Source organism: Sphingomonas eleionomae, from assembly GCF_049889035.1.
Lineage (GTDB): Bacteria > Pseudomonadota > Alphaproteobacteria > Sphingomonadales > Sphingomonadaceae > Sphingomonas.
Map to the genome: position 1 here is coordinate 59,335 of NZ_JBLTWP010000002.1, position 24,653 is coordinate 83,987.

28 protein-coding genes are annotated in these 24,653 nt (G+C 66.3%); 12 read left to right on the forward strand and 16 right to left on the reverse strand.

All coding sequences use genetic code 11. The features are described 5' to 3' along the window. The first annotated feature begins 3 nt into the window (after positions 1-3). Positions 4-381, forward strand: a complete 378-nt coding sequence (locus ACNI3Q_RS04470; protein ID WP_426274328.1) for a histidine triad nucleotide-binding protein — start codon at positions 4-6, stop codon at positions 379-381. A 106-nt stretch (positions 382-487) separates the two neighbouring features. After that, positions 488-2,053, forward strand: a complete 1,566-nt coding sequence (locus ACNI3Q_RS04475; protein ID WP_426274330.1) for an amino acid permease — start codon at positions 488-490, stop codon at positions 2,051-2,053. An 80-nt stretch (positions 2,054-2,133) separates the two neighbouring features. On the opposite strand, the gene ACNI3Q_RS04480 is transcribed toward ACNI3Q_RS04475, so the two are convergent. Beyond that, entirely contained in the window at positions 2,134-3,132 is a 999-nt protein-coding gene (locus tag ACNI3Q_RS04480) for an adenosine kinase (RefSeq protein WP_426274332.1), read from the reverse strand. A 108-nt stretch (positions 3,133-3,240) separates the two neighbouring features. On the opposite strand from ACNI3Q_RS04480, the gene ACNI3Q_RS04485 reads away from it, so the two are divergent. Together ACNI3Q_RS04485 and ACNI3Q_RS04490 are read left to right on the forward strand one after the other, a co-directional pair. Beyond that, positions 3,241-3,924: an EI24 domain-containing protein gene (locus ACNI3Q_RS04485; RefSeq protein ID WP_426274334.1), complete on the forward strand. Its 684-nt coding sequence runs from the start codon at positions 3,241-3,243 to the stop codon at positions 3,922-3,924. After that, positions 3,921-4,316, forward strand: coding sequence for a hypothetical protein (locus ACNI3Q_RS04490; protein WP_426274336.1), 396 nt, complete (start codon positions 3,921-3,923; stop codon positions 4,314-4,316). The genes ACNI3Q_RS04485 and ACNI3Q_RS04490 overlap by 4 nt, the downstream gene beginning before the upstream one ends. A gap of 4 nt (positions 4,317-4,320) precedes the next feature. Here ACNI3Q_RS04490 and queG read toward each other — a convergent pair whose 3' ends face one another. Beyond that, positions 4,321-5,361, reverse strand: coding sequence for a tRNA epoxyqueuosine(34) reductase QueG (gene queG / locus ACNI3Q_RS04495; RefSeq protein ID WP_426274337.1), 1,041 nt, complete (start codon positions 5,359-5,361; stop codon positions 4,321-4,323). Positions 5,362-5,419: 58 nt separating this feature from the next. Between queG and ACNI3Q_RS04500 the strand changes: the two genes are divergently transcribed. The 4 genes from ACNI3Q_RS04500 (at position 5,420) to msrB (ending at position 9,487) form a co-directional block, all read left to right on the forward strand. Beyond that, positions 5,420-6,382 carry an ABC transporter ATP-binding protein gene (locus ACNI3Q_RS04500; protein ID WP_426274339.1) on the forward strand — a complete coding sequence of 321 codons (963 nt, stop codon included), beginning with the start codon at positions 5,420-5,422 and terminating at the stop codon, positions 6,380-6,382. Then, entirely contained in the window at positions 6,379-7,629 is a 1,251-nt protein-coding gene (locus tag ACNI3Q_RS04505; protein WP_426274342.1) for an ABC transporter permease, read from the forward strand. Before ACNI3Q_RS04500 ends, ACNI3Q_RS04505 begins: the two co-directional genes overlap by 4 nt. A gap of 53 nt (positions 7,630-7,682) precedes the next feature. Continuing rightward, positions 7,683-8,918, forward strand: a complete 1,236-nt coding sequence (locus tag ACNI3Q_RS04510; protein ID WP_426274344.1) for a cytochrome P450 — start codon at positions 7,683-7,685, stop codon at positions 8,916-8,918. A 74-nt stretch (positions 8,919-8,992) separates the two neighbouring features. After that, positions 8,993-9,487 (forward strand): peptide-methionine (R)-S-oxide reductase MsrB, encoded by a 495-nt coding sequence (msrB, locus tag ACNI3Q_RS04515; RefSeq protein WP_426274346.1) that lies wholly within the window; start codon positions 8,993-8,995, stop codon positions 9,485-9,487. A 10-nt stretch (positions 9,488-9,497) separates the two neighbouring features. Here the strand turns inward: msrB and ACNI3Q_RS04520 are convergent, their stop codons facing one another. Next, complete coding sequence (locus ACNI3Q_RS04520; RefSeq protein WP_426274348.1) at positions 9,498-10,031, reverse strand: CHAP domain-containing protein; 534 nt, start codon at positions 10,029-10,031, stop codon at positions 9,498-9,500. Positions 10,032-10,205: 174 nt separating this feature from the next. Continuing rightward, positions 10,206-12,128 (reverse strand): M1 family metallopeptidase, encoded by a 1,923-nt coding sequence (locus tag ACNI3Q_RS04525; RefSeq protein ID WP_426274350.1) that lies wholly within the window; start codon positions 12,126-12,128, stop codon positions 10,206-10,208. Between the two features lie 271 nt (positions 12,129-12,399). Between ACNI3Q_RS04525 and ACNI3Q_RS04530 the strand changes: the two genes are divergently transcribed. Further along, entirely contained in the window at positions 12,400-12,951 is a 552-nt protein-coding gene (locus tag ACNI3Q_RS04530; RefSeq protein WP_260020513.1) for a hypothetical protein, read from the forward strand. Between the two features lie 21 nt (positions 12,952-12,972). On the opposite strand, the gene ACNI3Q_RS04535 is transcribed toward ACNI3Q_RS04530, so the two are convergent. Both ACNI3Q_RS04535 and ACNI3Q_RS04540 read right to left on the reverse strand, forming a co-directional pair. Further along, positions 12,973-13,707 carry an extensin-like domain-containing protein gene (locus ACNI3Q_RS04535; RefSeq protein WP_426274353.1) on the reverse strand — a complete coding sequence of 245 codons (735 nt, stop codon included), beginning with the start codon at positions 13,705-13,707 and terminating at the stop codon, positions 12,973-12,975. Continuing rightward, complete coding sequence (locus tag ACNI3Q_RS04540; RefSeq protein WP_426274355.1) at positions 13,704-14,456, reverse strand: NUDIX hydrolase; 753 nt, start codon at positions 14,454-14,456, stop codon at positions 13,704-13,706. Before ACNI3Q_RS04540 ends, ACNI3Q_RS04535 begins: the two co-directional genes overlap by 4 nt. Positions 14,457-14,554: 98 nt before the next feature. On the opposite strand from ACNI3Q_RS04540, the gene ACNI3Q_RS04545 reads away from it, so the two are divergent. Then, on the forward strand, positions 14,555-15,118 hold the full coding sequence (locus ACNI3Q_RS04545) for a hypothetical protein (protein ID WP_426274357.1): 564 nt from the start codon (positions 14,555-14,557) through the stop codon (positions 15,116-15,118). Positions 15,119-15,666: 548 nt separating this feature from the next. Continuing rightward, positions 15,667-16,101 carry an SRPBCC family protein gene (locus ACNI3Q_RS04550; RefSeq protein WP_426274359.1) on the forward strand — a complete coding sequence of 145 codons (435 nt, stop codon included), beginning with the start codon at positions 15,667-15,669 and terminating at the stop codon, positions 16,099-16,101. On the opposite strand, the gene ACNI3Q_RS04555 is transcribed toward ACNI3Q_RS04550, so the two are convergent. The 10 genes from ACNI3Q_RS04555 to ACNI3Q_RS04600 all read right to left on the reverse strand — a co-directional run bounded on the left by ACNI3Q_RS04555 (position 16,091) and on the right by ACNI3Q_RS04600 (position 23,337). Next, positions 16,091-16,447: a HesB/IscA family protein gene (locus ACNI3Q_RS04555; protein WP_426274361.1), complete on the reverse strand. Its 357-nt coding sequence runs from the start codon at positions 16,445-16,447 to the stop codon at positions 16,091-16,093. The genes ACNI3Q_RS04550 and ACNI3Q_RS04555 overlap by 11 nt on opposite strands. Continuing rightward, complete coding sequence (locus ACNI3Q_RS04560) at positions 16,447-16,926, reverse strand: SUF system Fe-S cluster assembly protein (RefSeq protein WP_426274363.1); 480 nt, start codon at positions 16,924-16,926, stop codon at positions 16,447-16,449. The genes ACNI3Q_RS04555 and ACNI3Q_RS04560 overlap by 1 nt, the downstream gene beginning before the upstream one ends. A gap of 10 nt (positions 16,927-16,936) precedes the next feature. After that, on the reverse strand, positions 16,937-18,148 hold the full coding sequence (locus ACNI3Q_RS04565; protein WP_426274365.1) for a cysteine desulfurase: 1,212 nt from the start codon (positions 18,146-18,148) through the stop codon (positions 16,937-16,939). Further along, positions 18,145-18,897 carry a SufB/SufD family protein gene (locus ACNI3Q_RS04570; RefSeq protein WP_426274367.1) on the reverse strand — a complete coding sequence of 251 codons (753 nt, stop codon included), beginning with the start codon at positions 18,895-18,897 and terminating at the stop codon, positions 18,145-18,147. Before ACNI3Q_RS04570 ends, ACNI3Q_RS04565 begins: the two co-directional genes overlap by 4 nt. Next, the gene (sufC, locus tag ACNI3Q_RS04575; protein WP_426274369.1) at positions 18,894-19,637 is read right to left on the reverse strand and encodes a Fe-S cluster assembly ATPase SufC; all 744 of its coding nucleotides are present in this window, start codon (positions 19,635-19,637) and stop codon (positions 18,894-18,896) included. Before sufC ends, ACNI3Q_RS04570 begins: the two co-directional genes overlap by 4 nt. After that, positions 19,621-20,178 carry a hypothetical protein gene (locus ACNI3Q_RS04580; RefSeq protein WP_426274371.1) on the reverse strand — a complete coding sequence of 186 codons (558 nt, stop codon included), beginning with the start codon at positions 20,176-20,178 and terminating at the stop codon, positions 19,621-19,623. The genes sufC and ACNI3Q_RS04580 overlap by 17 nt, the downstream gene beginning before the upstream one ends. Next, positions 20,175-20,501 (reverse strand): hypothetical protein, encoded by a 327-nt coding sequence (locus ACNI3Q_RS04585; protein ID WP_426274373.1) that lies wholly within the window; start codon positions 20,499-20,501, stop codon positions 20,175-20,177. Before ACNI3Q_RS04585 ends, ACNI3Q_RS04580 begins: the two co-directional genes overlap by 4 nt. After that, positions 20,498-21,961 (reverse strand): Fe-S cluster assembly protein SufB, encoded by a 1,464-nt coding sequence (sufB, locus tag ACNI3Q_RS04590; RefSeq protein ID WP_426274375.1) that lies wholly within the window; start codon positions 21,959-21,961, stop codon positions 20,498-20,500. The genes ACNI3Q_RS04585 and sufB overlap by 4 nt, the downstream gene beginning before the upstream one ends. A gap of 2 nt (positions 21,962-21,963) precedes the next feature. Next, on the reverse strand, positions 21,964-22,395 hold the full coding sequence (locus tag ACNI3Q_RS04595; protein WP_426274377.1) for an RrF2 family transcriptional regulator: 432 nt from the start codon (positions 22,393-22,395) through the stop codon (positions 21,964-21,966). A 96-nt stretch (positions 22,396-22,491) separates the two neighbouring features. Continuing rightward, positions 22,492-23,337 (reverse strand): AraC family transcriptional regulator, encoded by an 846-nt coding sequence (locus ACNI3Q_RS04600; RefSeq protein WP_426274378.1) that lies wholly within the window; start codon positions 23,335-23,337, stop codon positions 22,492-22,494. Between the two features lie 298 nt (positions 23,338-23,635). Here ACNI3Q_RS04600 and ACNI3Q_RS04605 point away from each other — a divergent pair, with 298 nt between their 5' ends. Then, complete coding sequence (locus ACNI3Q_RS04605; protein WP_426274379.1) at positions 23,636-24,628, forward strand: quinone-dependent dihydroorotate dehydrogenase; 993 nt, start codon at positions 23,636-23,638, stop codon at positions 24,626-24,628. Positions 24,629-24,653: the final 25 nt, after the last annotated feature.

Here is a 24,653-nt window from a genome sequence, read left to right on the forward strand (position 1 = left end):
ACCATGCCGATCGATGCCACCCTGCCCTATGACGACACCAACATCTTTGCCCGCATCCTGCTCGGCGAAATCCCGTCGAACCGGGTGTATGAGGATGACTGGGCCGTCGCGTTCCACGATATCGCACCGCAGGCGCCGGTCCACGTCCTGGTCATCCCGCGCGGCGCCTATGTCAGCTGGGACGATTTCAGCGCGCGGGGCAGCGAAGCGGAGATTGCGGGCTTCATCCGGGCGGTGGGCATCGTTGCCCGGCAACTGGGCCTGGTCGAACCGGGCTATCGCCTGCTGGCCAATGTCGGCGGCCATGGTGGGCAGGAAGTGCCCCATCTCCACGTCCACCTGTTCGGCGGCACGCCGCTGGGCCCGATGCTGCTGCGCTGAACCGCGCGATTGGGGATTGCACGGGGCGGGTTTGCGGCTAGGCTCCGCGGCAATCATCATTTCGCGGTACGGGAATATCCGGCCGCTACCCTGGGGAAGTAACTGAATGAAATTTGCGCGCGTCAAGCCATTGGACGCCATCCTGGCGACTGCAAAGGCGAAATCGCTGGAACCCACGCTTGGCTGGTTCCAGCTGACCCTGTTCGGCATTGGCTGCGTGATCGGCACCGGCATCTTCGTGCTCACCTCGGCCGGGGCGCAAAAGGCCGGACCGGGCCTGATGCTGGCCTTTGCCATCGCCGGCGCGATCTGCATCATCGCCGCGCTCTGCTATGCCGAAATCGCGGCCATGATCCCCGTCGCCGGATCCGCCTATACCTACACCTATTCCACCATGGGCGAGATGCTGGCCTGGACGGTCGGATGGGCGCTGATCCTTGAATATGCGGTCGCGGCCAGCGCCGTGTCGGTGGGGTGGTCCGGCTATTTCACAGGCACGATCCTGAACGAGTTTCTGGGGATACAGCTACCAACGTTTCTTGCCGGGGCACCGCTCAGCATGGGCGGGATCGAGGGCGGCCTCATCAATCTGCCCGCCGTGTTCATCGCCCTTGTGATGACCTGGCTGCTGATCATCGGCACCAGCGAAAGCGCGTTCGTCAACGCGATCCTGGTTGCGATCAAGGTGACGGCGCTGACGGCGTTCATCTTCCTGACCCTGCCCAGCGATCAGTTTGATCCGGCACGCTTCAATCCGTTCCTGCCCGCCGGGGTGTTTGGCGGTTTCGGCTCGGGCATCGGCGCAGTGGGGGCGGCAGCCACCATCTTCTTTGCCTATGTCGGGTTCGACGCGGTATCGACCGCGGCTGAAGAGACCAAGAACCCTCAGCGCAATGTGCCGATCGGCCTGGTTGGCTCGCTGTTGTTCTGCACCGTCTTTTACATCCTGGTCGCGGCCGGTGCCATCGGCACCATCGGTGGCCAGCCGATCATGGGGCCGAATGGCATCCCCTTCCCCGCCGGGTCGGAGGAACTGGCGCGCCAGTGCGCCACCTACGCCGCCGATGCCCTGCCGCTGGTCTGCTCGGACGAAGCGCTGGCCCATGTGCTGCGTCAGATCGGCTGGTCCGGCGTGGGCAATGCGCTTGGCGTGGCCGCCTTCCTGGCGCTGCCCTCGGTCATCCTGATCCTGATGTTCGGCCAGACCCGCATCTTCTTCGTGATGAGCCGTGACGGTCTGCTGCCCGAAAAGCTGTCCAAGGTGCATCCGAAGTGGAAGACGCCCTATGTCGTCACTGCGATGACCGGCGGCGCGGTCGCCTTTGCGGCGGCATTCCTGCCCGTCGGCAAGCTGGCGGACATCGCCAATGCCGGCACGCTGTATGCCTTCATGATGGTGGCGATTGCCGTGATGATGCTGCGCCGGATGGAGCCGACCCGCGAACGCAAGTTCAGGACGCCGGCGCTCTGGCTGCTCGGCCCGCTCACCATCGCTGGCTGCGTGTTCCTGTTCTTCAACCTGCCGATCGACGCCATGCTCGTCCTGCCGATCTGGGGCGCGCTGGGGATGCTGATCTATTTCGCCTATAGCAAGGGCGCCAGCCATCTGGGTCAGGGCCGGGTGGAAGTGCATGAGGCGGATATCGATATCCCGCATACGCCGGGCACCTGACCGGCGTCGGCTGACCCATAGAAAAGGGGCCGGAGGAACGATCCTCCGGCCCCTTTTTCGTTGTCCGGCGAAGCGGTGGTTCAGCCCAGCTTGTTCGCCACCAGCGCCTTCAGGTCCGCCTCGGGCCGCGCGCCATAATGGCTGATGATCTCCGCCGCGCAGATTGCGCCAAGGCGCAGCGAGGCATCCAGGCCCAGGCCCTGTGCCTGACCATGCAGGAAGCCCGCAGCGAACAGGTCGCCCGCGCCGGTGGTGTCGACCACCCGCTCAATCGGCTCGGCCGGCACGGCGACCTTGGCCCCGCCCGACACCGCGATCGCGCCCTTTTCGCTGCGCGTGACGACCAGCGTTTCGACCTCTGCCGAAACCTTGGCCACCGCCGCATCGAAATCCTCGGTCTGTGCCAGCGCCAGCAGCTCGTTTTCGTTGGCGAACAGGATGTCGACCATCCCCTCGCTCAACAAGGTGCGGAAATCCTCGCCATGGCGGCTGATGCAGAACACGTCGGACAGGGTGAACGCGACCTTTCGCCCCGCCCCCCGCGCGACATCGATGGCGGCCCGCATCGCAGCGCGCGGCTCTTCGGGATCCCACAGATAGCCTTCGAGATACAGGATCGCGGAATCGGCGATGACCGCGCGGTCCAGCGCCGCCTCGGGCAGGAACTGCGACGCGCCAAGGAACGTGTTCATCGTGCGCTGGCCATCGGGCGTCACAAAGATCAGGCAGCGCGCCGTGCTCGGCTCGCCGGGGCGCACGGGCGTGTCGTAATGGATGCCGACCGACCGGATGTCATGGGCAAACACCTTGCCCAGCTGGTCGTCCGCCACCTGGCCGATGAACGCGCACGAATCGCCCAGTGCCGCCATCGCCGCGATGGTGTTGGCCGCCGATCCGCCGGAAACCTCGCGCCCCGGGCCCATCTTGTCGTACAGCGCATCGGCCTCTTCTGGGGAAAAGATCAGCTGCATCGACCCCTTGGTCATGCCCTGTTCGACGATGAACGCATCATCGGCCTGGGCCAGGATGTCGACGATGGCGTTGCCGATGGCGACGATATGGAAACGGGGTTCGCTCAAGTTGGGCTCCGTAATCAGGAAAAAGGCGTTGTCCGCGCGCCTATCCTTGCCGCCCGTCCGGCGCAACCGCGTTGACGGCGTGCGTGCGCGGGGCCAATCCCCTGTCCCATGTTCCGCGCCCTTGCCCTGTCCCTGGCCCAGCTTGGCGACCGGCCGATCCTGAAGCTGTTTCTGGGGTCGCTGGCGGTCACGCTGGTCGTGCTCGCCCTGATCGGGGCTGGCCTTGTCTGGGGCACGCAGGCGGTGCTGGTCGACGGGCTCGCGCTCGACGAACGCTGGGGCACGCTGGGTGCAGTGGCCGCCGCCCTGCTTTCGATACTCGGCGCATGGCTGTTGTTCCGCGCGGTCGCCATTGCCGTCATCGGCCTGTTCGCGGACGGGGTGGTAGAGGCGGTGGAAGCGCGGCATTACCCCGCCCGGCGCGACCGCGCGGTGCCGGTGCCGCTGGCCCGGTCGCTGCGCATGGCGCTTGGATCGGCCGGGCGGGCGGTGGCGGTCAACCTGTTGCTGGTCCCACCCTATCTGTTCCTGCTCTTCACCGGCGTCGGCACGGCGGCGCTGTTCTTTGTCGCCAATGCCTGGCTGCTCGGCCGCGACCTGGGCGACATGGTTGCCGCCCGGCACATGGACGATGCCGCGATGCGCGACTGGCGGCGGCGCACCCGCGGATCGCGCATGGTGCTGGGCGCGATCGGCACCGCGATCCTGATCGTCCCCATTGCCGGACTGTTCGGCCCGATCCTGGGCGCGGCCATGGCCACGCACCTGTTTCACATGAGGGAAAACCAATGACCCCTGTTTCGCGTCTCGTCCCCCTGTTGCCGGCGGCGCTTGCCCTTGCCGCCTGTGGCGGGGCGACCGCCCCCCGCCCGGCAACCGTCAGCACGGCACCCGTGCGCCCTGTGCCACCCCGCATCGTTGCGCCCGGCATGACGCAGGTGATCGGGGCGGAGGAGCGCGCGCTGCTCGCCGTGCTGGGCCGGCCGGATGCCGAAATGACGGAGGGTGCCGGGCGCAAGCTCCAATTCGCCAGCCCGATCTGCGTGCTCGACGCCTATCTTTATGCCCCGCGCGATGGCGCCGCCCCGGTCGTCACCCATGTCGACACACGCCAGCGCACCGGCGCGCCGATCGATCAGGCAAGCTGCGTCGCCGCCCTTACCCGGCGCAGCGGGGGGAAATAACCGCTCAGCCCAGCCGCGCCAGCGCCCAGCGGGCGGCCTCTGCCACCACCGGATCGGGGTCGCCGGTCAGGCCGGCCACCTGTGGCCGCAACGCCGCATCGCCGCCATTGCCCGCCGCGATCAGGCAGTTGCGCACCATCCGGTTCCGCCCGATCCGCTTGATCGGGCTGCCGGCAAAGCGCGCGCGAAACCCCGCATCGTCCAGCGCCAGCAGCTCGGCCAGACCCGGCGCTGCCATCCCCTCGCGCGCGGCAAAGGCGATGTTGGCGCGGGCGGCATCGGCAAACTTGTTCCACGGACACACCGCCAGGCAATCGTCACAGCCATAGATGCGGTTGCCCATGCCCGCCCGCAGATCCTCCGGAATCGGCCCCTTGTGCTCGATGGTCAGGTAACTGACGCAGCGCCGCGCATCGACGGTATAGGGCGCGGGAAACGCATCGGTGGGGCAGGCGCGCTGGCACGCATCGCATGACCCGCACCGGTCCCGCCCCGGCGCATCGGGGACAAGGTCGAGCGTGGTATAGATCGCGCCCAGGAACAGCCAGCTGCCATGGTCGCGGCTGACCAGATTGCTGTGCTTTCCCTGCCAGCCCAGCCCCGCCGCCTCGGCCAGCGGCTTTTCCATGACCGGCGCTGTATCGACGAACACTTTCAGGTCGCAGCCTGCCTCCGCAGCCAGCCACCGGCCCAGCGCCTTCAGCGCGCGCTTGACCACATCATGATAATCCTTGCCCTGCGCATAGACGCTGATCCGGCCGATATCGGCGCGATCCGCCATCGCCAGCGGGTCGGCTTCGGGCGCATAGCTCATGCCCAGCGCGATCACCGAACGCACTTCCAGCCACAATCCGCGCGGGCTGGCCCGCTGCGCCGCGCGCTCCTCCATCCAGATCATCGTGCCGTGCCGCCCCTCGGCCAGCCACTGGCGCAGCCGCTCGCCCGCCTGCGGCGCGGCATCCGCGCGCGCGATTCCGCACGCCACGAAACCAAGCTCGGCGGCCTTTTCCCGGATACGGTCCTCAAGTGCCTTGTGCGGCTGCATCACCCCGCGCTAGCACAGGGGCAGAAAATTGCGAGCACCCCCGCCGGACGGAGAGATTGTGACCCCTAGCACCTACGCTCTTGAGGCTCACGGCCTGGTCAAATATTTCGGCAACCGCCGGGTGGTAAAGGGCATCGACCTCGCCGTGCCGACCGGCAGCATCTATGGCGTGCTCGGCCCCAATGGCGCGGGCAAGACGACGACGCTGCGGATGCTCCTGGGCATTATTGAACCGGATGAGGGGCATCGTACGCTGCTGGGCCATGCCGCCCCGCGACAGGCCAGCGATCAGGTCGGCTATCTGCCCGAAGAACGCGGCCTTTACCCCGGCATGACCGCGCGGGAGGCGATTGCCTTCATGGGCGCATTGCGCGGGCTGGACTGGAAAACGGGCCGGGCACGCGCAGCCGAAATGATGGAGGGCGCCGGGCTTGGCCATGCCGTCGGGCAAAAGATCCGCAAGCTGTCCAAGGGGATGGCTCAGCTTGTCCAGCTGCTCGGCTCCGTCGTCCACCGGCCCGACTTCATCGTGCTGGACGAACCGTTTTCCGGCCTCGACCCGGTCAATCAGGAACGGCTGGAACGGCTGATCCTGGCCGAGCGGGATCGCGGGGCGACCGTCCTGTTTTCCACGCACGTCATGGCCCATGCCGAACGGCTGTGCGACCGGCTGGCGATCATCGCGGGCGGCGAACGCAAGTTCGAAGGGACGGTGGCCGATGCCCGTGCCACCCTGCCCTATCGCGCCTTTTACGAACCGCGCACCGAAATTGCCGGCATCGCCGCGCTGTTGCCGCCCGATGCCGCGCGCGCCGATGGCGGCTGGCGCTTTACCCTGCCCGATGACGGGATCGAACCGATCCTCACCCGCCTGCTGGCCGAAGGGCATGGCATTTCCGGTCTGGCCATCGAACGGCCGACCCTGCACGAGGCGTTCGTGCGGATCGTCGGTGCTCAGGCGATGGAGGGCATTGCCGAAACCGCGCCCGAAGAACCCGTAACCGAGGAGCAGGGGGCATGAACGGCCTTTCCCGCCTGATGCGCGATGCGCTGACCGTTGCCCGCCGCGATTTCGTGGCGACCGTCGCAACGCCGACGTTCCTCCTGTTTCTGCTCGCGCCTTTGTTCATGCTTGGCTTCGGTGCGATCGGCGGTCTTGGCGCAGCCACGGTCGGCAAGGGCGCGGAGGAAAAGCAGCGCATCTATGCCATCCTGAACGACGCTGATTCCGCCGCGATTGAACAGGCGGACAAGGACGCGCGCGTCCTGTTCCAGCGCAAGGATCAGGTGCCGTTGCTGATCCTGGTGCGACCGGAGGCGGACGCCGTCGCCCAGGCCCGCGGCCTGTTGCTGCAATCGGATCGGGACGTGCCCGCCGTCCTGTATGGCTCGCTTGCCGCGCCTCAGATCATTCACCGCAACGCCACTTCGTCCACGTCGCGGTATCTCGGCTATCTTGCGGAACGCACCCTCAGGGACCGGCGCGCCGGGATCGAAGGTCCGGTCAGCAAGCCCCGGTTCGAACGCATCGCCCCCAAATCCGGATCGATCGGCGGCCGCAACGCTGCTGCCTTTCTTGGTGTGTTCGGCCTGTTCCTGCTCTCGCTGATGCTGGCGGGCCAGGCGGTCGGCACCATGGCGGAAGAACGGTCGAACAAGGTGATCGAGGTGCTGGCCGCCGCCGTGCCGCTGGAAAGCGTGTTCCTGGGCAAGCTGATCGGGATGCTGGGCGTCGCTGTCCTGTTCATCGGGTTTTGGGGCACGATTGCGGGCGGCTTTGGCCTGCTGATCCCGACGGGTGCGCTGCCGCCAGAGGCCGCCAGTGCGCTTGGCGATATCCGCCCGGCGGTCGGCCTGCCGCTCTATGCGCTGCTGTTCCTCGTCTATTTCCTGCTCGCCTATTTGCTGCTGGGATCAGTGTTTCTCGGTGTCGGCGCGCTCGCCAGCACGCAGCGCGAATTGCAGATGCTGTCGCTGCCCATCACCGTGGTTCAGGTGGGGATGTTCGGCCTGTCCGCCAGTGCCGCAGGCGCGCCCGACAGCATGGTGGCCAAGATTGCGGAGGTGTTTCCGTTCAGCTCGCCCTTCGCCATGATCGCGCGGGCGGCGAACGATCCCGCCATCTGGCCGCACCTTGCCGCCATCGCCTGGCAGCTGTTGTGGGTCAGCATCTGCATCGGGCTTGGCGCGCGTCTGTTCCGGCGCGGCGTGCTTCAGTCATCCGGCCCAAAGCTTCGCCTGTTCCGCAAGGGGTCTGCCGCCGCCTAATTGACATTCGTGTCAATTAGCGGTCTCCTTCCCGCAAAAGAGGGAGAGGCAGGATGGCGACCTTGGCGGATGTGCCCGAAATGGCGGAACCCGATCCGCTGGATGTCAGCCGCGCCGCGCTCTATCGCGACGACACGTGGCACGCGCCCTTTGCCCGGCTGCGGGCCGAGGCGCCGGTCTATCGCTGCGAGCGGTCGGACTTCGGCGCCTATTGGTCGGTCAGCAGCTATCAGGGGATTGTCGAGGTCGAATCGCTGCCCGACCTCTATTCCTCGGCAGAAGGGATCGTGGTCGCCGATCTCGATCCCGAAACCGACATCCGCCTGCCCATGTTCATTGCGATGGACCGGCCCAGGCACACCGATCAGCGGCGCACCGTCGCGCCCGCCTTTACCCCGTCCGAAATGACCCGAATGGGCGTCGATGTCCGCCGCCGCACCGCCGAACTGCTCGACAGCCTGCCCATCGGCACCGGCTTCGACTGGGTGGACCGGGTGTCGATCGAATTGTCGACACAGATGCTGGCGATCCTGTTCGATTTCCCGTGGGAGGACCGGCGGAAACTGACCTTCTGGTCCGACTGGGCGGGCGATATCGAACTGGTCAAGAATGCGGAGCTGAAACAGCAGCGGCTGGCCCACATGTTCGAATGCGGCGCCTATTTCCAGCAGCTCTGGCAGTCGAAAGTCGGCAAGGAACCAACGCCTGACCTGATCAGCATGATGATCCATTCTGACGCGATGAGCCACATGGATCAGTATGAATTTCTGGGCAATCTGATGCTGCTGATCGTCGGCGGCAACGATACCACGCGCAATTCCATGTCCGCCTATGCCCTTGGCCTCAGCCAGTTTCCGGCCGAACGGGAAAAGCTGGAACGCGATCCCGCGCTGATCCCCAATGCGACCCAGGAAATCATCCGGTGGCAGACGCCGCTCGCCCATATGCGCCGCACCGCGACGCAGGATACCGAACTGATGGGCCAGGCGATCCGCGCGGGCGACAAGCTGGCGCTATGGTATATCTCGGCCAACCGGGACCAATCCGTGTTCGGCCCGGACGCCGATGCGATCCGCGTCGATCGCGCCAATGCCCGGCGCCACCTGTCGTTCGGCTGGGGCATCCATCGCTGTGTCGGGGCGCGGCTGGCGGAACTTCAGATCAGCGTGCTGATGGAGGAAATGGCGCGCCGTCGCCTGCGCGTGAACGTCACCGGCGATCCGGTGCGCGTCGCGGCCTGTTTCGTCCATGGCTATCGCTCGCTGCCCGTCGAACTCACCCGGTACTGATCGCACACCGCGCGCAACCTTTTGACCGGCCGGACCGAACCTATATCCATGTTCTCGCAGCAAGGATCGCCCGCATGACCAGCCGCCGCCAGTTCCTGACCAGTGCCGCCATGGGCGGCGTTGCGATGACCATCGGGTGTTCGACCGGCGAAAGCGCCGCAGCCCGCGGCAAGTTCGAGGTTCAGCTGAGCGATGCCGAATGGAAAAAACGGCTCGGCTCCGACCGGTTCCGAATCCTGCGCGAACAGGGCACCGAACGCCCTTTCACCAGCCCGCTGAACAATGAAAAGCGCGCCGGCACCTTTGCCTGTGCCGGGTGCAAGCTGCCGCTCTATTCGTCCCGCACGAAATTCGACAGCGGCACCGGCTGGCCCAGCTTCTGGCAGGCGCTGCCCAACGCGGTCGGCACCGAACGCGATGTCAGCTATGGCATGATCCGGACAGAGGTGCATTGCCGCCGCTGTGGCGGGCATCTGGGCCATATCTTTGACGACGGCCCGAAACCGACGGGCAAGCGGCACTGCATCAACGGCCTGTCGCTGACCTTTGCCCCCGGAAAGGCCGCCTGACCGCAGCCGTTCAGTCGTTGACGGCGACGATGGTGTCGCGGCCGCCATTGCCGGCGACCGTCACCGGCGCGATGGCGTCTGCCTCGCTCATCCCCTTGGGATAGATGAAGCCGTTGACCGGATAGCTGCTGGTGCCCAGGCCGCCGATCGGGCCGAACCACACCTTCACCTCGCTCCAGTCGCCCGCCGCCGACACATCGACCGCGCGCACGTCACGCTCGACGCCGCCGCGCCGCGACCAGTTGGCATGGGTCAACAAGACTTCGCGATCGCTCACAACGCGGGAAACCATGGCGACATGGCCCAGCCGCATCTTGCCATGCGACTTGAACGACATCACCGCGCCGACCGCCGGGCGATGGCCGCGCTCGTAAGTACCGGCGGCCTGAGCCCACCAGGTATGCGCATTGCCGAACAGCTGAACCGAGGAAACTTCGCGGGCAAAGGTGACGCATTGCCAGAACCGCGCCTGCGCGGGCGTCGCCATCATCAGGCAACAGCTTACCAGCAGCGCGAAACGCGCTGTTGCAGCACCCAGTTTCATGGAAGACCCCTTGCGAACCCCCGGTTTGTGAAGCCTAGGAAGCATCCCCCGCCGGCAAAGGGAATAGGGGCGATCCGTAATGCGGAACCATTTCCGACGAACGGTGTTTTGGCGGCGATGACCGGTTGAACCGTGGATGAACGCCGCCGCGCGGGCGGCGTCCGATCCGGCGAATCAGCCCTTTACCACCCCGTCCACGCTGCCGCTGGTCACCGAATGATAGCCGGGTCGCGCCTTGGCATAGATGCGCCGCGCCACCGGTTGTCCCCATTCGCCCTCCGCCATCAGCGCGGTGAACAGCGGCAGGACGAACTTGCGCCGCCCCTGGCTGGTCAGGAACTGTTCGATCGACGGCACGGCGGGATCATAGCGGTTGGCGATGGCCAGCTTCAGCCAGGCAAAGCGCACCTCGCTGTTGCCGCTGGCCGACAGGCCGAGCGCGCGGTCCAGCGTGTCCAGCCGTTCGCGCGACAGCGTACGCGGCAGCGAATCGAGGAAGCGCACCTTTTCCCACGTCGTCGCCTGAGCCACCGCCCCGTCCACCGGCAGTCCGTTGGCAAAGGCAAGCGCCGCCTTGTCCACCGCCGGAAAGGCGTCGGATGCAACCCGCACCGCATTGTCGGGCAGGCCAGGCTGATAGACCCACCGGTCCAGCTGCAGCTTGTCCTCCAGCGCCTTGTCCCCCTTGATCAGATGCTCGCGCAGGTCCGCCAGGAACCCCTTGCTCGTCTGCGGCTGAAAGGCGTGCCGGTCGAAATAGCCGCGCAGATAGGTGTCCCATGTCTCCCGCCCGACCGCCTGTTCCAGCGTGCGCAGGAACGTCGCGCCCTTGTCATAGGCGACCTGCGTCATTCCCTCGTCCGGATCGCGGTCGGCGGTCAGGTTGAGGTGCAGCTGCGTGTCGGGGCCATTGCCGCCCGCTTCCTTCAGCGCGTCCTGCATTGCGGTCCAGGCCAGATCCGCCTCCATGTCCGCGCGCCGCTTGCCGTACAGCGCCTCCATGATCCGGTTCTCGAAATAGCTGGTGAAGCCTTCGTTCAACCAGAAATCGTCCCAGGTCGCATTGGTCACCAGATTGCCCGACCAGCTATGCGCCAGTTCGTGCGCGATCAGGCTGACCAGCGACTTGTCACCCGCGATCACCGTCGGCGTGGCAAAGGTCAGCAGCGGGTTTTCCATGCCCCCGAATGGAAAACTGGGCGGCAGGACAATCACGTCGTACCGGCCCCAGCGATAGGGACCGTACAGCGATTCGGCGGCATCCACGAATTTTTCCAGATCGGCAAACTCGGCCGCCGATGCCTTCAGCGTTGCCGGTTCGGCGAACACGCCGGTGCGCGGGCCGGTCGACTGGAACCCGATATCGCCCACCGCAATCGCGATCAGATAGGGGGCAACGGGCTTGTCCATCACGAAACTGAACGCGCGGCGTCCCTCGCCCGCGCCTTCGCCCTTGGCCATGGCATCGGCGGCGACATTGCCGTCCGCGCTCATCAACGCGACCAGCGGTTCGGGCACGGTGACCCGCGCTTCCCATGTCTGGCGGATGCCGGGGCTGTCCTGCGTCGGAATCCAGCTGCGGTTAAGGATCGCCTGCCCCTGGCTGAACAGGAATGGGTGCTGCTTGCCCGCCGTCTGTGCCGGGGTCAGCCATTGCAGCGCGGCGGCATCGGGGCTGGTGGCATAGCGGATGGTCACTTGGCGCGCATCGCCGATATCGACGGTCAGCGGCGCGCCATGCACGGCATCCGCCGCACCCAGTTTCCAGTTCAACGCCTTGGCCGCGCTGTCGGTCACCGCTTCGATGGTCAAGTCGCGGGTATCCAGCACGATCTGCTTGGCGCCCTCTGCCGCCTGAATGTCCAGCCGCGCCGTGCCGGACAGCACGCGCTTGTCGAAATCGGCATTGAGGTCCAGCGCAACATGAGTCACCCGCGCCTCGGCCGGCCGGGCATAGCTGTGCACGTCCCGCGCCTCTGGCGTGGTCAGTACCGTGGCCACCATCCGGTCCCCCGTTTCCGGCCCTCCCGCCGTTTCGGTTCCGGCGGAACAGGCGGCCAGGCCAGCCATCAGCGACAGCAACAGGAAACGCAGCATCGGGACACTCCGGACAATCGGGGCACGACGCCGACCGCGCCGTACCGGATACGCAATCCCCCCGGCTTACCGGCACCACCCGCTTATGCAAGCGTGCCGCAACCGGCCGATTGCATCGTCCCGTCACAATTCGTCGCAACCTTTGTTGCATTGCGGAATCAATTGTGTTCGACTGCATGAACGACGGCAGACCGGGTGGTTAAGCAATCCGTTAACCATCCGGGCGCATGATCCGAAGGGTGTTGAACCCGGGGTGGGTAGGAGCTGGGAGATGGCAAGCAGGTCAAAGCCGGCACAAGGTGCAATGACGCTGGCGGAAATGAAGGAATTTGCGGGATTTGCCGCAGCGACGCAGCGGTATATCCGGCGGTCGCTGGATATCGGGCTGGACCGCGACGACGCCCTGTCGCGCTGGTCGCGCGATGTGGTGGAAGCGGCCAGCATCCGTGCCCAGGCCCGCATTTACGACCGACTGCCCGATCTGCGCGCAATTGTCCCGGATGACAGCGGCCTTGATGCCGTCGAACCGTTCATGGCCCCGCTGATCTCCATGTCGGCCTTTGACCTGGGACAGGGGCGGCTTTCCAGCTTTTCGGCCTATCGCTTTCTGTATGAACGGCTGATCGGCGCCGAATCCCGGCCATGGCTGCCCGCTGCCTTCTGTTCGGCGGCGGCATTGCCCCAGCTTCACCCCGATCTGCGGCGCAAGCTGCTGCAATCGATCAGCGAGGCGGCAGCGACGGCCAGCGGCTGGTCGACGCGCCAGCCGGCCTTTTTCCCCGCCTGGGTGGAAAAGGTCGATCACAACGCCCTGCCCAACTGACCCGTTGGCGCGGCCTGTCGGTCAGCGACAGGCCCGCCATCCCATCGCGCCGCGCTCTGCCTGATCCAGATGGAAGTGGTCGGCATGGGCCGCATTGTAATCGGGGGACAGCACTGTCGCGAACAGATCGCACGCCCCGTCCCGCACCTCGCGCAGGAACGCGCCCTTTGCGCCATCGTCCTGCCAGTCGTTGATCAGCCGGATGCGCGTCCCGTCGGACAGGACGAACCCGGCAACGTCCAGCGCGTCCGCCGTCGAATGTTCGCTGAACGCGCCTTCGCTGCGGCCATACATCCGGCGACAGCTGTAACTGCCGAAATGGTCGATGCGCGACACCCGCACGCCCGGCCCGAAATGCCGCCGCGCCGCCGGTTGCAGCACCTGCCATTCCCACAGCATCAGTGCCGCCGCCACCGGACAGGCCATGCCGACCCGCTGGGGGGTCAGGTCGATGCTCCGCGCCCCGCCATCGGCCAGCCGCACCGCATCGGCATAGCCGCACTGGCCATCGCTTACCGGCGGCAGGGATTCGAACCGAACGCCCGCCCGGTCCAGCAGGCCGCGGCACGCCGGATAATCGCTGGTCAGCGCGGTCAGCTTGCGCCCGGTGAACAGGCCGACCGGCTGGCTCAGGTCCAGCTCGGTCCACGGCATGTCCTGCGGCCGCTTTCGCGCGGCGGCATACAGCAGCAGCGCGCCCGCCAGCAGGATGGCGATCAGCGTGACCGCGCCCAGCGTCCGTCGCACCGTCCTCATTGCCGCGCCGCCGCCGCCAGCGGCAGTGCCGTCACGGGATAGCCCAGGTCGCCGGGAATCGTGATCCAGTCCGCCCCGTCCCGCTGCTCGATCCACGGCGTGATGGTTCGCACGGGAAACGCCCGCGCAGCCGCCGCCGCCGCATCGAACCCGTCATGCGTCGCCAGCCGCTCCAGCGTGCAGCGCGTGGGAAAGATCAGCCGCGCCTCTCCCCGCTCCGCCAACGCCAGCACCTCGGCCGCCGTCGCCCAGAACGTGCGGACATTCTCGGTCGCATCAACGACCGCTTCCGGCGCATCGGCGGGCAGCTTCGCCAGATAGAACCGCGTGTCGAAACTGCGCGCATGGTCGAAATCCGGCCGCCAGCGGGCATAGGGGACCAGGGCATCCAGACGCAGCGCCGCATCGGCCGCCGCCAGTGCATCACCCATCGCACTGCCATGGTTCAGCGCATGGCGGATCGCCGCGACCGTTGCCGCATCCGCCGGCTCGATCCCGGCCGCCACCCCCGCCTCCTCGACGCATTCACGGATTGCCGCAATCCGCGCCGCCTCTTCCCAGTCATCGGGGCCGCCGCCGGTTTCGGCCAGCCCATGATCGGCCGCATCGACGCGCCCGCCCGGAAACACGATCGCCCCGCCGGCAAAGCGCATCATGCGCGATCGCTCGACAAACAACAGTTCCGGCGGCCCGCCCGCATCTTCGCGGAACAGGATCAGGGTCGCGGCGGGAATGGCGGTTTCGGGCATGGCATCCTTGATGGGTTCCCGCCACAACCGGGGCAAGGCTGTTCCGGTTCCGCCCGCATTGCTACAGCCCCAACCGGATCGGCAACGGGGGCTGCTGAATGAGCGATTTCGAATTCGTCTTTTCGCTGTACGGCCTGTTGCTCGGCCTGTCGCTGGCCGAACTGCTGGGCGGCCTTGCCCGGACGATCGAACGGCGGCTGCGCCCGGGCGGTGCGTTCCGCATCGGCTGGCTGACCCCGCTGCTCGCCATCTTTGTGCTGCTCGACCTACTGTCCTTCTGGTCGGCGGCGTGGTTCGTGCGCGGGTCGATTGCGGTGACCGGCGAAACGCTGATGTTCGTGACGCTGTTTGCCGGCGTCTATTATCTGGCCGCGCATCTGGTGTTTCCGGGCGATGCGGACGGCACGCCCGACCTTGATCAGCATTTCTTCCGCGTCCGCCGCATCGTGCTGGGGGCCATGCTGGTGCTGCTCGCGGCACAGATCCTGTTCTATCTCGTCACGCCCGCACTGGCGCCGGCGCTATACCGGCCGCTTGCGGTCGCGCTGACAATCGTGCTGGCGCTGCTGATCGGGGCCGCGATGATGGTCCGCGGCCCTGGCGCAGCGCGCATCGTCATGCTGCTGCTGATCGCGCGCTATGTCGTGGTGTATCTGCTGTAAGCGAAAGGGGCGGCCATGTCCCCGAAATGAAAGAGGCCGCCGGAGCCTTGCGACAAGGCATCCGGCGACCTCCGACATGGTCAGCGGCCGGAGAGCTCCAGCCCGGGAGACCATGCGGACCGCTTGATCGGACCGGCAACCGTTGATTGGGGGAGGATACCCCCCGGCTGCCCCGCGGACGGAGGGCTTCCGTCCGTGGTCCGGTGCTTAGCGGCGCGTCTCCCGAACGAACTGAACCGACCCCATTGCTGAACCATGAGACATCGGATCACCTCCTTTCGCTAGTTGAAGCCTAGATGCACCTGCCTGGTGCGACCCGGACTGTGAATCACCGCGAGTCGCGGAACAAGTCTTGTAATTGCACGAAGTTTCCGCGATTCTCCCGCCCCTGCCCGCACCGGGCGGACCCCCTTGCATCCCCGCCCGATCATGCTGCGCCGCACCCTTGATTTTGTGCGGCTGCGAAGGGATAGTGCGGCATGACGTCGGCACTGCCCATTCCCCCCATCGATCGCTGCCCGGCCAGCCGCGCTGGCGGACGATAGGGGGTGCCGCCGGCGATCCGCATCACGCTGCTGCGCCGGTTTCGCACCGATATCGACCGGCTGATGGCGGCATGGACCGATGCGCCGATGCTGGCCCATTGGTGGTCGACGCCGGAACAGCGGGTGATGATCGCCGAAATCGTCGCGCGCCCCGGCGGGCCGTTCGTCGTCGTCACCTACAGCGCGCGCGAGGGGGAAAAGGCGGATCGCGGCCGGTTTCGCGACGTGCTGGCCCGCGATGCCCTGATCCTGGAACTGGACGGTACGCCGGCCCGCACGCTGACGCTGCAATTCTGGCCGCTGGGCGACGAGGTCGAACTGACGCTGACCGAACGGCCGTTTGCCGATCAGGCGACCCGCGATGCGCGAGAGGCCGACTGGATCGCCGGGCTGGACCGGCTGAAAACGCTGGTCGAAGGCGGCACCGTCAGACGGTAAAGCTCTCGCCGCATCCGCATGCGCCCTTGGCGTTGGGATTGTTGAACACGAACCCGGCGGTGAAATCGTCCTCCACCCAGTCCATCGTCGATCCGATCAGGTACAGGACGGATCCGCCATCGACGAAAAAGGTGCCGCCCGGCGTTTCGATCCGTTCGTCCATCGGATTGGCGGCGGTCACGTAATCGACCGAATAGGCCAGGCCCGAACAGCCGCGACGCGGCGTCGACAGCTTGACCCCGATCGCCCCTTCCGGCGCGCGGCCCATCAATTCCGCGATGCGCGCCTCTGCCCGCTGGGTCAGGATGACGGCGGCGGGCCGCTGACGGGTAGTGGTCATGGTCATCACAGCATCCCCAGTTCGAGCCGCGCCTCGTCACTCATCTTGCCCGGATCCCATGCCGGGTCCCAGACCAGATTGACGTCCGCCATCGACACGCCCGGCACCGCACAGACGCGCAGTTCGACCTCGCCCGGCATGGATTCGGCAACCGGGCAATGCGGCGTGGTCAGCGTCATCGTCACCACGACATGGCCGCCCTCGGCGATCTCGACATTATAGATCAGGCCCAGGTCATAGATGTTGACCGGGATTTCGGGGTCATAGATTTCCTTCAGCGCCTCGATCACTGCCTCGTACAATGCGCCGCCCGGCTCATTGCCGCTTGCTGCAACCGGCTTCTGGTTCAGAAATCCGTCCAGATAGTCGCGCTTGCGCTCGAATGTGTCGCGCGGGCTCTCCACGGCGGCATCGTCCACGCGCGCCTTGGGCGGCGTCGCGACGGCGTCGACTTCCTCGATTGCGATTGGCCGTTCCTCGTTCATCCCGCGATTCCTATCCAAAAATCCTGGTCACGCGCTCGATGCCGCGCACCAGCGCAGCCACATCGTCCGCATCGTTGTACAGGCCAAAGCTGGCCCGCGCCGTCGCCGGCACATTCAGCAGGTCCATCAGCGGCTGGGCGCAATGATGACCCGCGCGGATCGCCACGCCTTCTTCGTCCAGGATCGTGCCGACATCGTGCGGATGCACGCCCTGAACCTCGAAACTCACGATGCCCGCCGCATCGGCGGGGCCGAACAGCCGCACCGAATTGATCTGGCCCAGCGCCTCCCGCGTCGCCGTCACCAGCGCCGCCTCATGCGCGTGGATGCGGTCCAGCCCTAGAGCGTCCACATAATCGATCGCGGCGTGCAGGCCGACCACGCCGACGATATGCGGCGTCCCCGCCTCGAACCGGCCCGGCGGCGGGGCATAGGTGGTACGCTGGAACGTCACCTTGTCGATCATCGCGCCGCCGCCCTGCATGGGCTGCATCGCATCCAGCAGTTCGGCCCTGCCCCACAGCACGCCGATGCCCGTCGGGCCGTACAGCTTGTGCCCGGACAGGACATAGAAATCGCAATCCAGCGCCCCCACGTCCAGCGCCAGCCGCGGCGCGGCCTGACACCCGTCCAGCAGCAGCTTTGCACCGACCGAATGGGCAATCTCTGCCGCACGGGCCGCGTCCAGCACGGCGCCGGTCACGTTGGACACATGGGCCAGCGCGACGATGCGATGCTCCGGCCGGATCATCGCCGCCATCGCGTCCAGGTCGATGGCATGATCGGTGGTCAACGGCACCACATCGATCGCTGCGCCCGTCCGCTCCGCCACCATCTGCCACGGCACGATGTTGCTGTGATGCTCCAGCGCGGAAATCAGGATGCGGTCGCCGGGCTTCAGCACATTGGCCGCCCAGCCATGGGCGACCAGGTTGATCCCCTCGGTCGCGCCGCGCACGAACACGCACTCGTCCGGGCTGGCGGCACCGATGAACCGCGCCACCCGCGCCCGCGCCGCCTCATAGGCGATCGTCATGTCCGCCGACCGGCGATAGACGCCGCGATGCACCGTCGCATAATCGGGGCCATAGGCGCGCGCGATCGCGTCGATCACCTGCCCCGGCTTTTGCGCCGTCGCGGCCGTATCCAGATAATGCCAGTCGCCGACACCGGGGAAATCCCCGCGCAGGGCCAGCGTCTGCGGCGCGGTCAAAATGCTCACAGCATCGCCTCCAGCTGCGCCTGCGCCGCCGCGTCCAGCGCCTCGCCCGCATCACCGGCCGCCGCAAATGCCTCGGCCAGGAACGCCTGCAGCATCAGCCGCTTGGCAACCTCAGGCGGAATGCCGCGCGCGGCCATGTAGAACAGGCCGGACTTGTCCAGTTCGCCCACCGTCGCGCCATGCGCGCATTTCACGTCGTCGGCAAAAATCTCCAGCTGCGGGACCGCATTGGCCGTTGCCGTCCGGTCGAGCAGCATCGACTTCACCGACTGGCTGCCATCCGTCTTCTGCGCATGGCGCGCCACGCGCACCGCGCCGATATAGCTGCCGGTCGCCCGGCCGGACAGGACGTTGCGCACCGTCTGATTGCTCGTCGCCTCAGGCTCGACGTGATAGACGTCCGTCACGATTTCCAGCGTCTGTTCGCCCGACCCCAGGATCGCGCCGCCCAGTTCGAAATGGCTGCCCCGCGACAGCCGCACGCTGATCGACAGGCGGCCATAATCGCACCCGGAAACCAGCGCCTGGACGTTCAGGCGCGCGCCCTCGCCCAGTTCCGCCTGAATTGCGCGCACCGCCACGCCGTCCACCGGCGTCAGCGCGGGGATCAGCAGCGTCTGCGCCTCGCCCGCCGGTACCACGATGTGCTCCGGCGCATCGGCCAGCGGCCAGACGCGGGCCAGCGCATCCAGATCGGCATAGCGCCAACTTTCGTCCCGGCGCGTGGGCAGGGTCAGCGCGTCGGTCACGCCGCCACTCCGGCATAGCCTTCGCGCTCCAGCTCCAGCGCCAGTTCCGGCCCGCCCGAACGGACGATCCGGCCATCGGCCAGCACATGCACGAAATCGGGCTGAACATAATCCAGCAGCCGCTGATAATGGGTGATCAGGATCACCGCCTTGTCTGGCCGGCGCATGATGCGGTTGATCCCCTCGCCCACCGCCTTCAGCGCATCGATGTCCAGGCCGCTGTCGGTTTCATCAAGGATGGCCAGCCGGGGGTCGATGATCCCCATCTGCACCATCTCGTTGCGCTTCTTCTCGCCGCCGGAAAATCCGACATTGACCGGGCGCTTCAGCATTTCGGGGTCCATCCCGATCGCCTGCGCCTGCGCGCGGGCCAGCTTGATGAACTCCGCGCCCGACAATGGTGCCTCGTCCCGCCCCTTGCGCTGCGCGTTCAGCGCCTCGCGCACGAATTGCAGGTTGGATACGCCGGGCACCTCGACCGGATATTGGAACCCAAGGAACAGCCCGGCGGCGGCCCGCTCATGCGGCTCCAGTTCCAGCAGGTCGGCGCCCGCAAAGGTTACCGATCCCTCGGTCACATCATAGCCCGGCCGGCCGCCCAGCACATAGCCAAGCGTGGATTTGCCCGCGCCGTTCGGGCCCATGATCGCATGGACCTCGCCCGCGTTCACGGTCAGGGACAGGCCCTTCAAAATGGCCTTGCCATCGATTTCGGCGTGCAGGTTATCGATCGTCAGCACTGGGGATCTCACTTCGTCCAAAAGGATTGAGCCGGTCGTCCGGCCGTTCTTGCGTATTCGTCACCGGCCCGATCTGGATGCCGGGTGCGCCGGTTGCGGGACGCGGCGGCGGGGGCAGCTTGCCCAGCCGGTCCGCCGACTGGCCCTCGCCCTCGCGCAGCGCCGGGCCGGTCGCGGGCAGGGGCTTGGCTTCCGGCTTCAGGATCGCGCCGATCGCAAGACCGGGGGCGGGAATCACCTCCGGCTTCGGCACCGCGGCAACCCGGCCCTCGATCTTGTCGCCGCAGAATGTCTCGCCGCCCTCGATCGTCACGCAATCGGGCAGGCTGCCGCACGCCTTTGCATCCAGCCGCCGGACACCCGACGATACGAACACCCGGCAATTGTGCAGCCGGCCATCGACGCCCTTGTCGAACACCAGCGCGATCTTGCCCACCGTGGCACTGACGACGATGTCCTCGCCGGTATCGACCGGCGGCGGTGCAGCATCCTGCAGCATCGCTGCGCCGCCAAGCGTTGCTGCAAGGATTGCCGCGATCATTGCGCCGTCTCCACCGGGGCCATCCCGGCCCGCCGCGCGCGGTAGAAAGCGACCGTGCGCTTGGTCACGCACGCTTCCAGCGGATCGGACTTGCGGTTCCCTTCGGCCAGGCATTCGGCCACCGCCTGACACGCAAATTCGTCGATCACCGGATCGCCGCTGGATTGCCGCACCCGGCATTTGCGCAGCACAGTGCCCTTGCGGCTCAGCCGCAGCTTGATCCGCTTGATCCGCTCGGCCACGACGACGATGTCCGCACCGTCATCGACGGGCGGCGCAACGTCCTGAACCGATGCCAGCAGGATCAGCGGCAACAGCATCATCCCACCGATCCTTCCAGCGAGATGCCGAGCAGCTTCTGCGCCTCGACGGCGAACTCCATCGGCAATTGCTGCAACACCTCGCGCGCAAAACCGTTGACGATCAGCGCAACGGCAGCCTCCTGATCCAGGCCGCGCTGCATGGCATAGAACAGCTGATCCTCGCTGATCTTGCTGGTCGTCGCCTCATGCTCGATCTGTGCGCTGGGGTTGCGCACCTCGATATAGGGGACGGTGTGCGCACCGCACTGGTCGCCCAGCAGCAGCGAATCGCACTGGGTGAAATTGCGCACGCCCTCCGCGCCGGGCGCCACGCGCACCAGCCCGCGATAGGTATTGTCGCTGCGGCCCGCGCTGATCCCCTTGGACACGATGGTCGATCGGGTGCCCTTGCCGTTGTGGATCATCTTGGTGCCGGTATCGGCCTGTTGCCGCCCGTTGGTCACCGCGACGGAATAAAATTCGCCGACGCTGTTCTCGCCGTTCAGCACGCAGCTGGGGTATTTCCAGGTGATCGCGCTGCCGGTTTCGACCTGCGTCCAGCTCACCTTGGAATTGCGGCCCTGACACAGCGCCCGCTTGGTCACGAAGTTATAGATGCCGCCGACGCCATTCTCGTCGCCGGGATACCAGTTCTGCACCGTCGAATATTTGATCTCGGCATCATCCAGCGCGACCAGCTCGACCACGGCGGCGTGCAGCTGGTTCTCGTCGCGCATCGGCGCGGTACAGCCTTCCAGATAGGAGACGTACGCGCCCTTGTCGGCCACGATCAGCGTGCGCTCGAACTGGCCGGTATTCTCGGCATTGATCCGGAAATAGGTGCTCAGCTCCATCGGGCAGCGCACGCCCTCCGGCAAATAGACAAACGTCCCGTCCGAAAAGACCGCGCAGTTCAATGCCGCGAAATAATTGTCATGCTGCGGCACCACCTTGCCCAGCCATTTGCGGACCAGGTCGGGATATTCCCGGATCGCCTCGCTGATCGACCGAAAGATGACGCCCGCCTCTTCCAGCTCCTTGCGGAACGTGGTCGCCACCGACACGCTGTCGAACACGGCATCCACCGCGATCTTGCGCGCGCCCTCGACGCCGGCCAGCACCTTCTGCTCCTCCAGCGGGATGCCCAGCTTTTCATAGGTGCGCCGGATTTCCGGATCGAGCTCATCGAGCGACGCAATCGTCTTCTTCTGCTTCGGCTCGGCGTAGTAATATGCGTCCTGATAATCGATCGGCGGCACGTTCAGCTTGGCCCAGTCAGGTGCCTCCATCGTCTGCCACAACCGGAACGCCTTCAGCCGCCAGTCGAGCATCCATTCCGGCTCGTTCTTCTTGGCGCTGATATAGCGGACGGTGTCCTCACTCAGCCCCTTGGGCGCGAATTCCTGTTCGACATCGGTGGCAAAGCCCCACTCATACTTCTTGTTTGCGGCGGCAATCGCCTCGGCATTCTTGGTGGCCATGCTCAGATTCCGTTCGCTTGCAATGCGGGCGTGGAAGAAAGGGTGGCCAAGCTGATCCCGGCCAGTGCGCCGCGAACGGCGCCGTTGACGCTTGGCCAGTGCGGCCTGACCCGGCACTCGGCCTCGACCGCGCAGTCATTGCGGCCATGTTCGACACATGCGGTCATCGCGATCGGCCCTTCGATTGCCTCGATGATGTCGGCCAGCGTGATGGCGGCGGGCGGGCGCGACAGGCGAAACCCGCCGCCCGTCCCGCGGGTACTTTCGATCAGCCCGGCAGAGGACAGGCGGCTGACCAGCTTTTGCACCGTCGGCAGCGGCAGGCCGGTTTCCTCGCTCAGGATCGTGGCGTTCAACCGGCCGGAAACGCCGCAATGGCGGGCGGCGGCGGCAAGCATCACGACAGCATAATCGGACTGGGCGGACAGGCGCATTTGCGAGTGGTTCTCAAATCGGATCAATTCGTTCCGATTAGGCAGATGGGCGCTTTGCCCCGCTTCGTCAACCGCGCGTCACCTGAAAAAGGCCGCTCAGTCGCTGCCGTTGGGAAAGACCAGCGGTGCGAGTTCGCCGAACCGCTCCTCGCGCAACGTGATCGCCAGCACCGGGTCCATCTGCGCGCCCAGCGACCCCGGCGTATGTCCCGTGAAATGCCGGATTTCGTTGATCATGTGCGACTGGTCATAAAAATGGACGGCGACCTCGGACGGCGGCCGCCCGGTGGCGATCTCTGTCGCGGCGCGCAGGGTGCGGAACTTGCGTTCCAGGAACTTGGGCGGCCCGCCATAATATCGGTTGACCAGCCGCGTCACCTGCCGCTCCGACATGGGCAGCACGGCAAACAGGTCCGCAACCCGGATCGGCCCCGGCTGCGTCAGCCACTGGCGAACCACCTCGCACAGATGGCGGTGATCGTCGGGCACGGGATTGTGCCGCACATGATTGAGGATGAACGGCTCGACCAGCGCCACCATGTCCGCCAGCGACTCGATGCCCCGCAACCGTTCAAGCAGCGCCAGCCCCTCCTCGCCGAACAGCAGCGCACCGTCGGTCACATGATCCGCACGCTCGGCCGCCGACATGCCGACCAGGCTGCCCCAGCCGACCGCGCGCAGCGATGCGCCGAAACAATGGAACGGCCCGTTGACGCGATAGGGGGATGCCCCGGTGCCGGGACCATTCACCATGATCGGCGTCGACGGCTCCTCATGCCCGCCGGGAAAGGACATCATGCCCTCCCCCTTCAACATGAACCGGATCTGACCGACATCGGCCCGTTCGATCCCCTCGAACTGCGGCGAATCATCGCGAAACAGATAGAAAACAGAAACGAACGGCGCGACCTCGGCAGACGGCAGCGCAAAATCCAGTTGCATTGACCCCCCGCGCCCCCGCTTCCTCGCGCTATCGCATCATCACGTAACCCCAATGACTTTGACCAGCATGTGCCGGATATTCAATGAGATTTGTTCGATGACAGCATCCGGAACGGACAAAAAAACGGCCCGGCTCACGAATGAGCCGAGCCGACGAAGTTCAGGCGCCCCCGCAAGGGGCCGCCTCGGGTCGCAAAGATTGCCTAGCGGCTAAGGGGGAATACGTATTGGACAAAAGCGACAAGCCGGTGCGTCAATGCGATTTGACGCTGGCCCGGCGCGGTGCCATCGACCAGGCATGCTCTACCCGATTGTCCAGTCCGCGCTGTTCCGCCTAGATCCGGAGCGTGCACACCGCCTGACAATCCGCGCGCTGGCCCTGTGGGGCGGCGTCGGTGCGCCGCTCGCCCCGGCCCTGCCCGCGCATCCGGTAACGCTGGCTGGCCTTACCTTTCCCAACCCCGTTGGCCTGGCCGCCGGGGTGGACAAGGATGCAGAGGCGGTGGACGGGTTTCTCGCGCTCGGCTTCGGCTTTGTCGAGGTTGGAACGCTGACCCCGCGGCCCCAGGCGGGCAATCCCCGCCCGCGCCTGTTCCGGCTGGCCGAGGATCAGGCGGTGATCAATCGCATGGGCTTCAACAATGCCGGCCTCGACGCCGCGCTGCTGCGCCTGTCGGTCGCCCGGCGGCAGGGGATCGTCGGCATCAATGTCGGCGCGAACAAGGATTCGGACGATCGCATTGCGGATTACGCATACGGCGTGGCTGCGGCCGCTGCCCATGGCGATTATGTCACCATCAACATCAGTTCGCCCAACACGCCGGGCCTGCGCGATCTTCAGGAACAGCCGATGCTGGGCGATCTGCTCGCCCGCTGCGATGCCGCCCGTCACCTGGCCGATGGCACGCGCCGCCCGCTGTTCCTGAAAATCGCGCCGGATTGCCCCCGCGACCTGATCGACCGGATCGTCCGCGCGGCCATCGACCATCATGTCGATGCGTTGATCGTGTCCAACACCACCGTCACCCGGCCGGACACGCTGCAATCGGGCGCGGCGGGCGAAGCGGGCGGCCTGTCCGGCGCGCCGCTGCGCGAACTGGCCCGTGCCAAACTGGCGGAGGCGCGATCGGCAACCGGCGGTCAACTGCCGCTGATCTCGGTCGGTGGCATTGATTCGGCGGAAGAGGCGCAGGCACGGCTGGATGCCGGCGCGACACTGGTTCAGCTCTATTCGGCGCTGCTGTTCCACGGGCCAGGGCTGGCCGCGCGCATCGCCCGCGGCCTTGGCTGATTGTCCGTTTCGATCAGTATCTCCG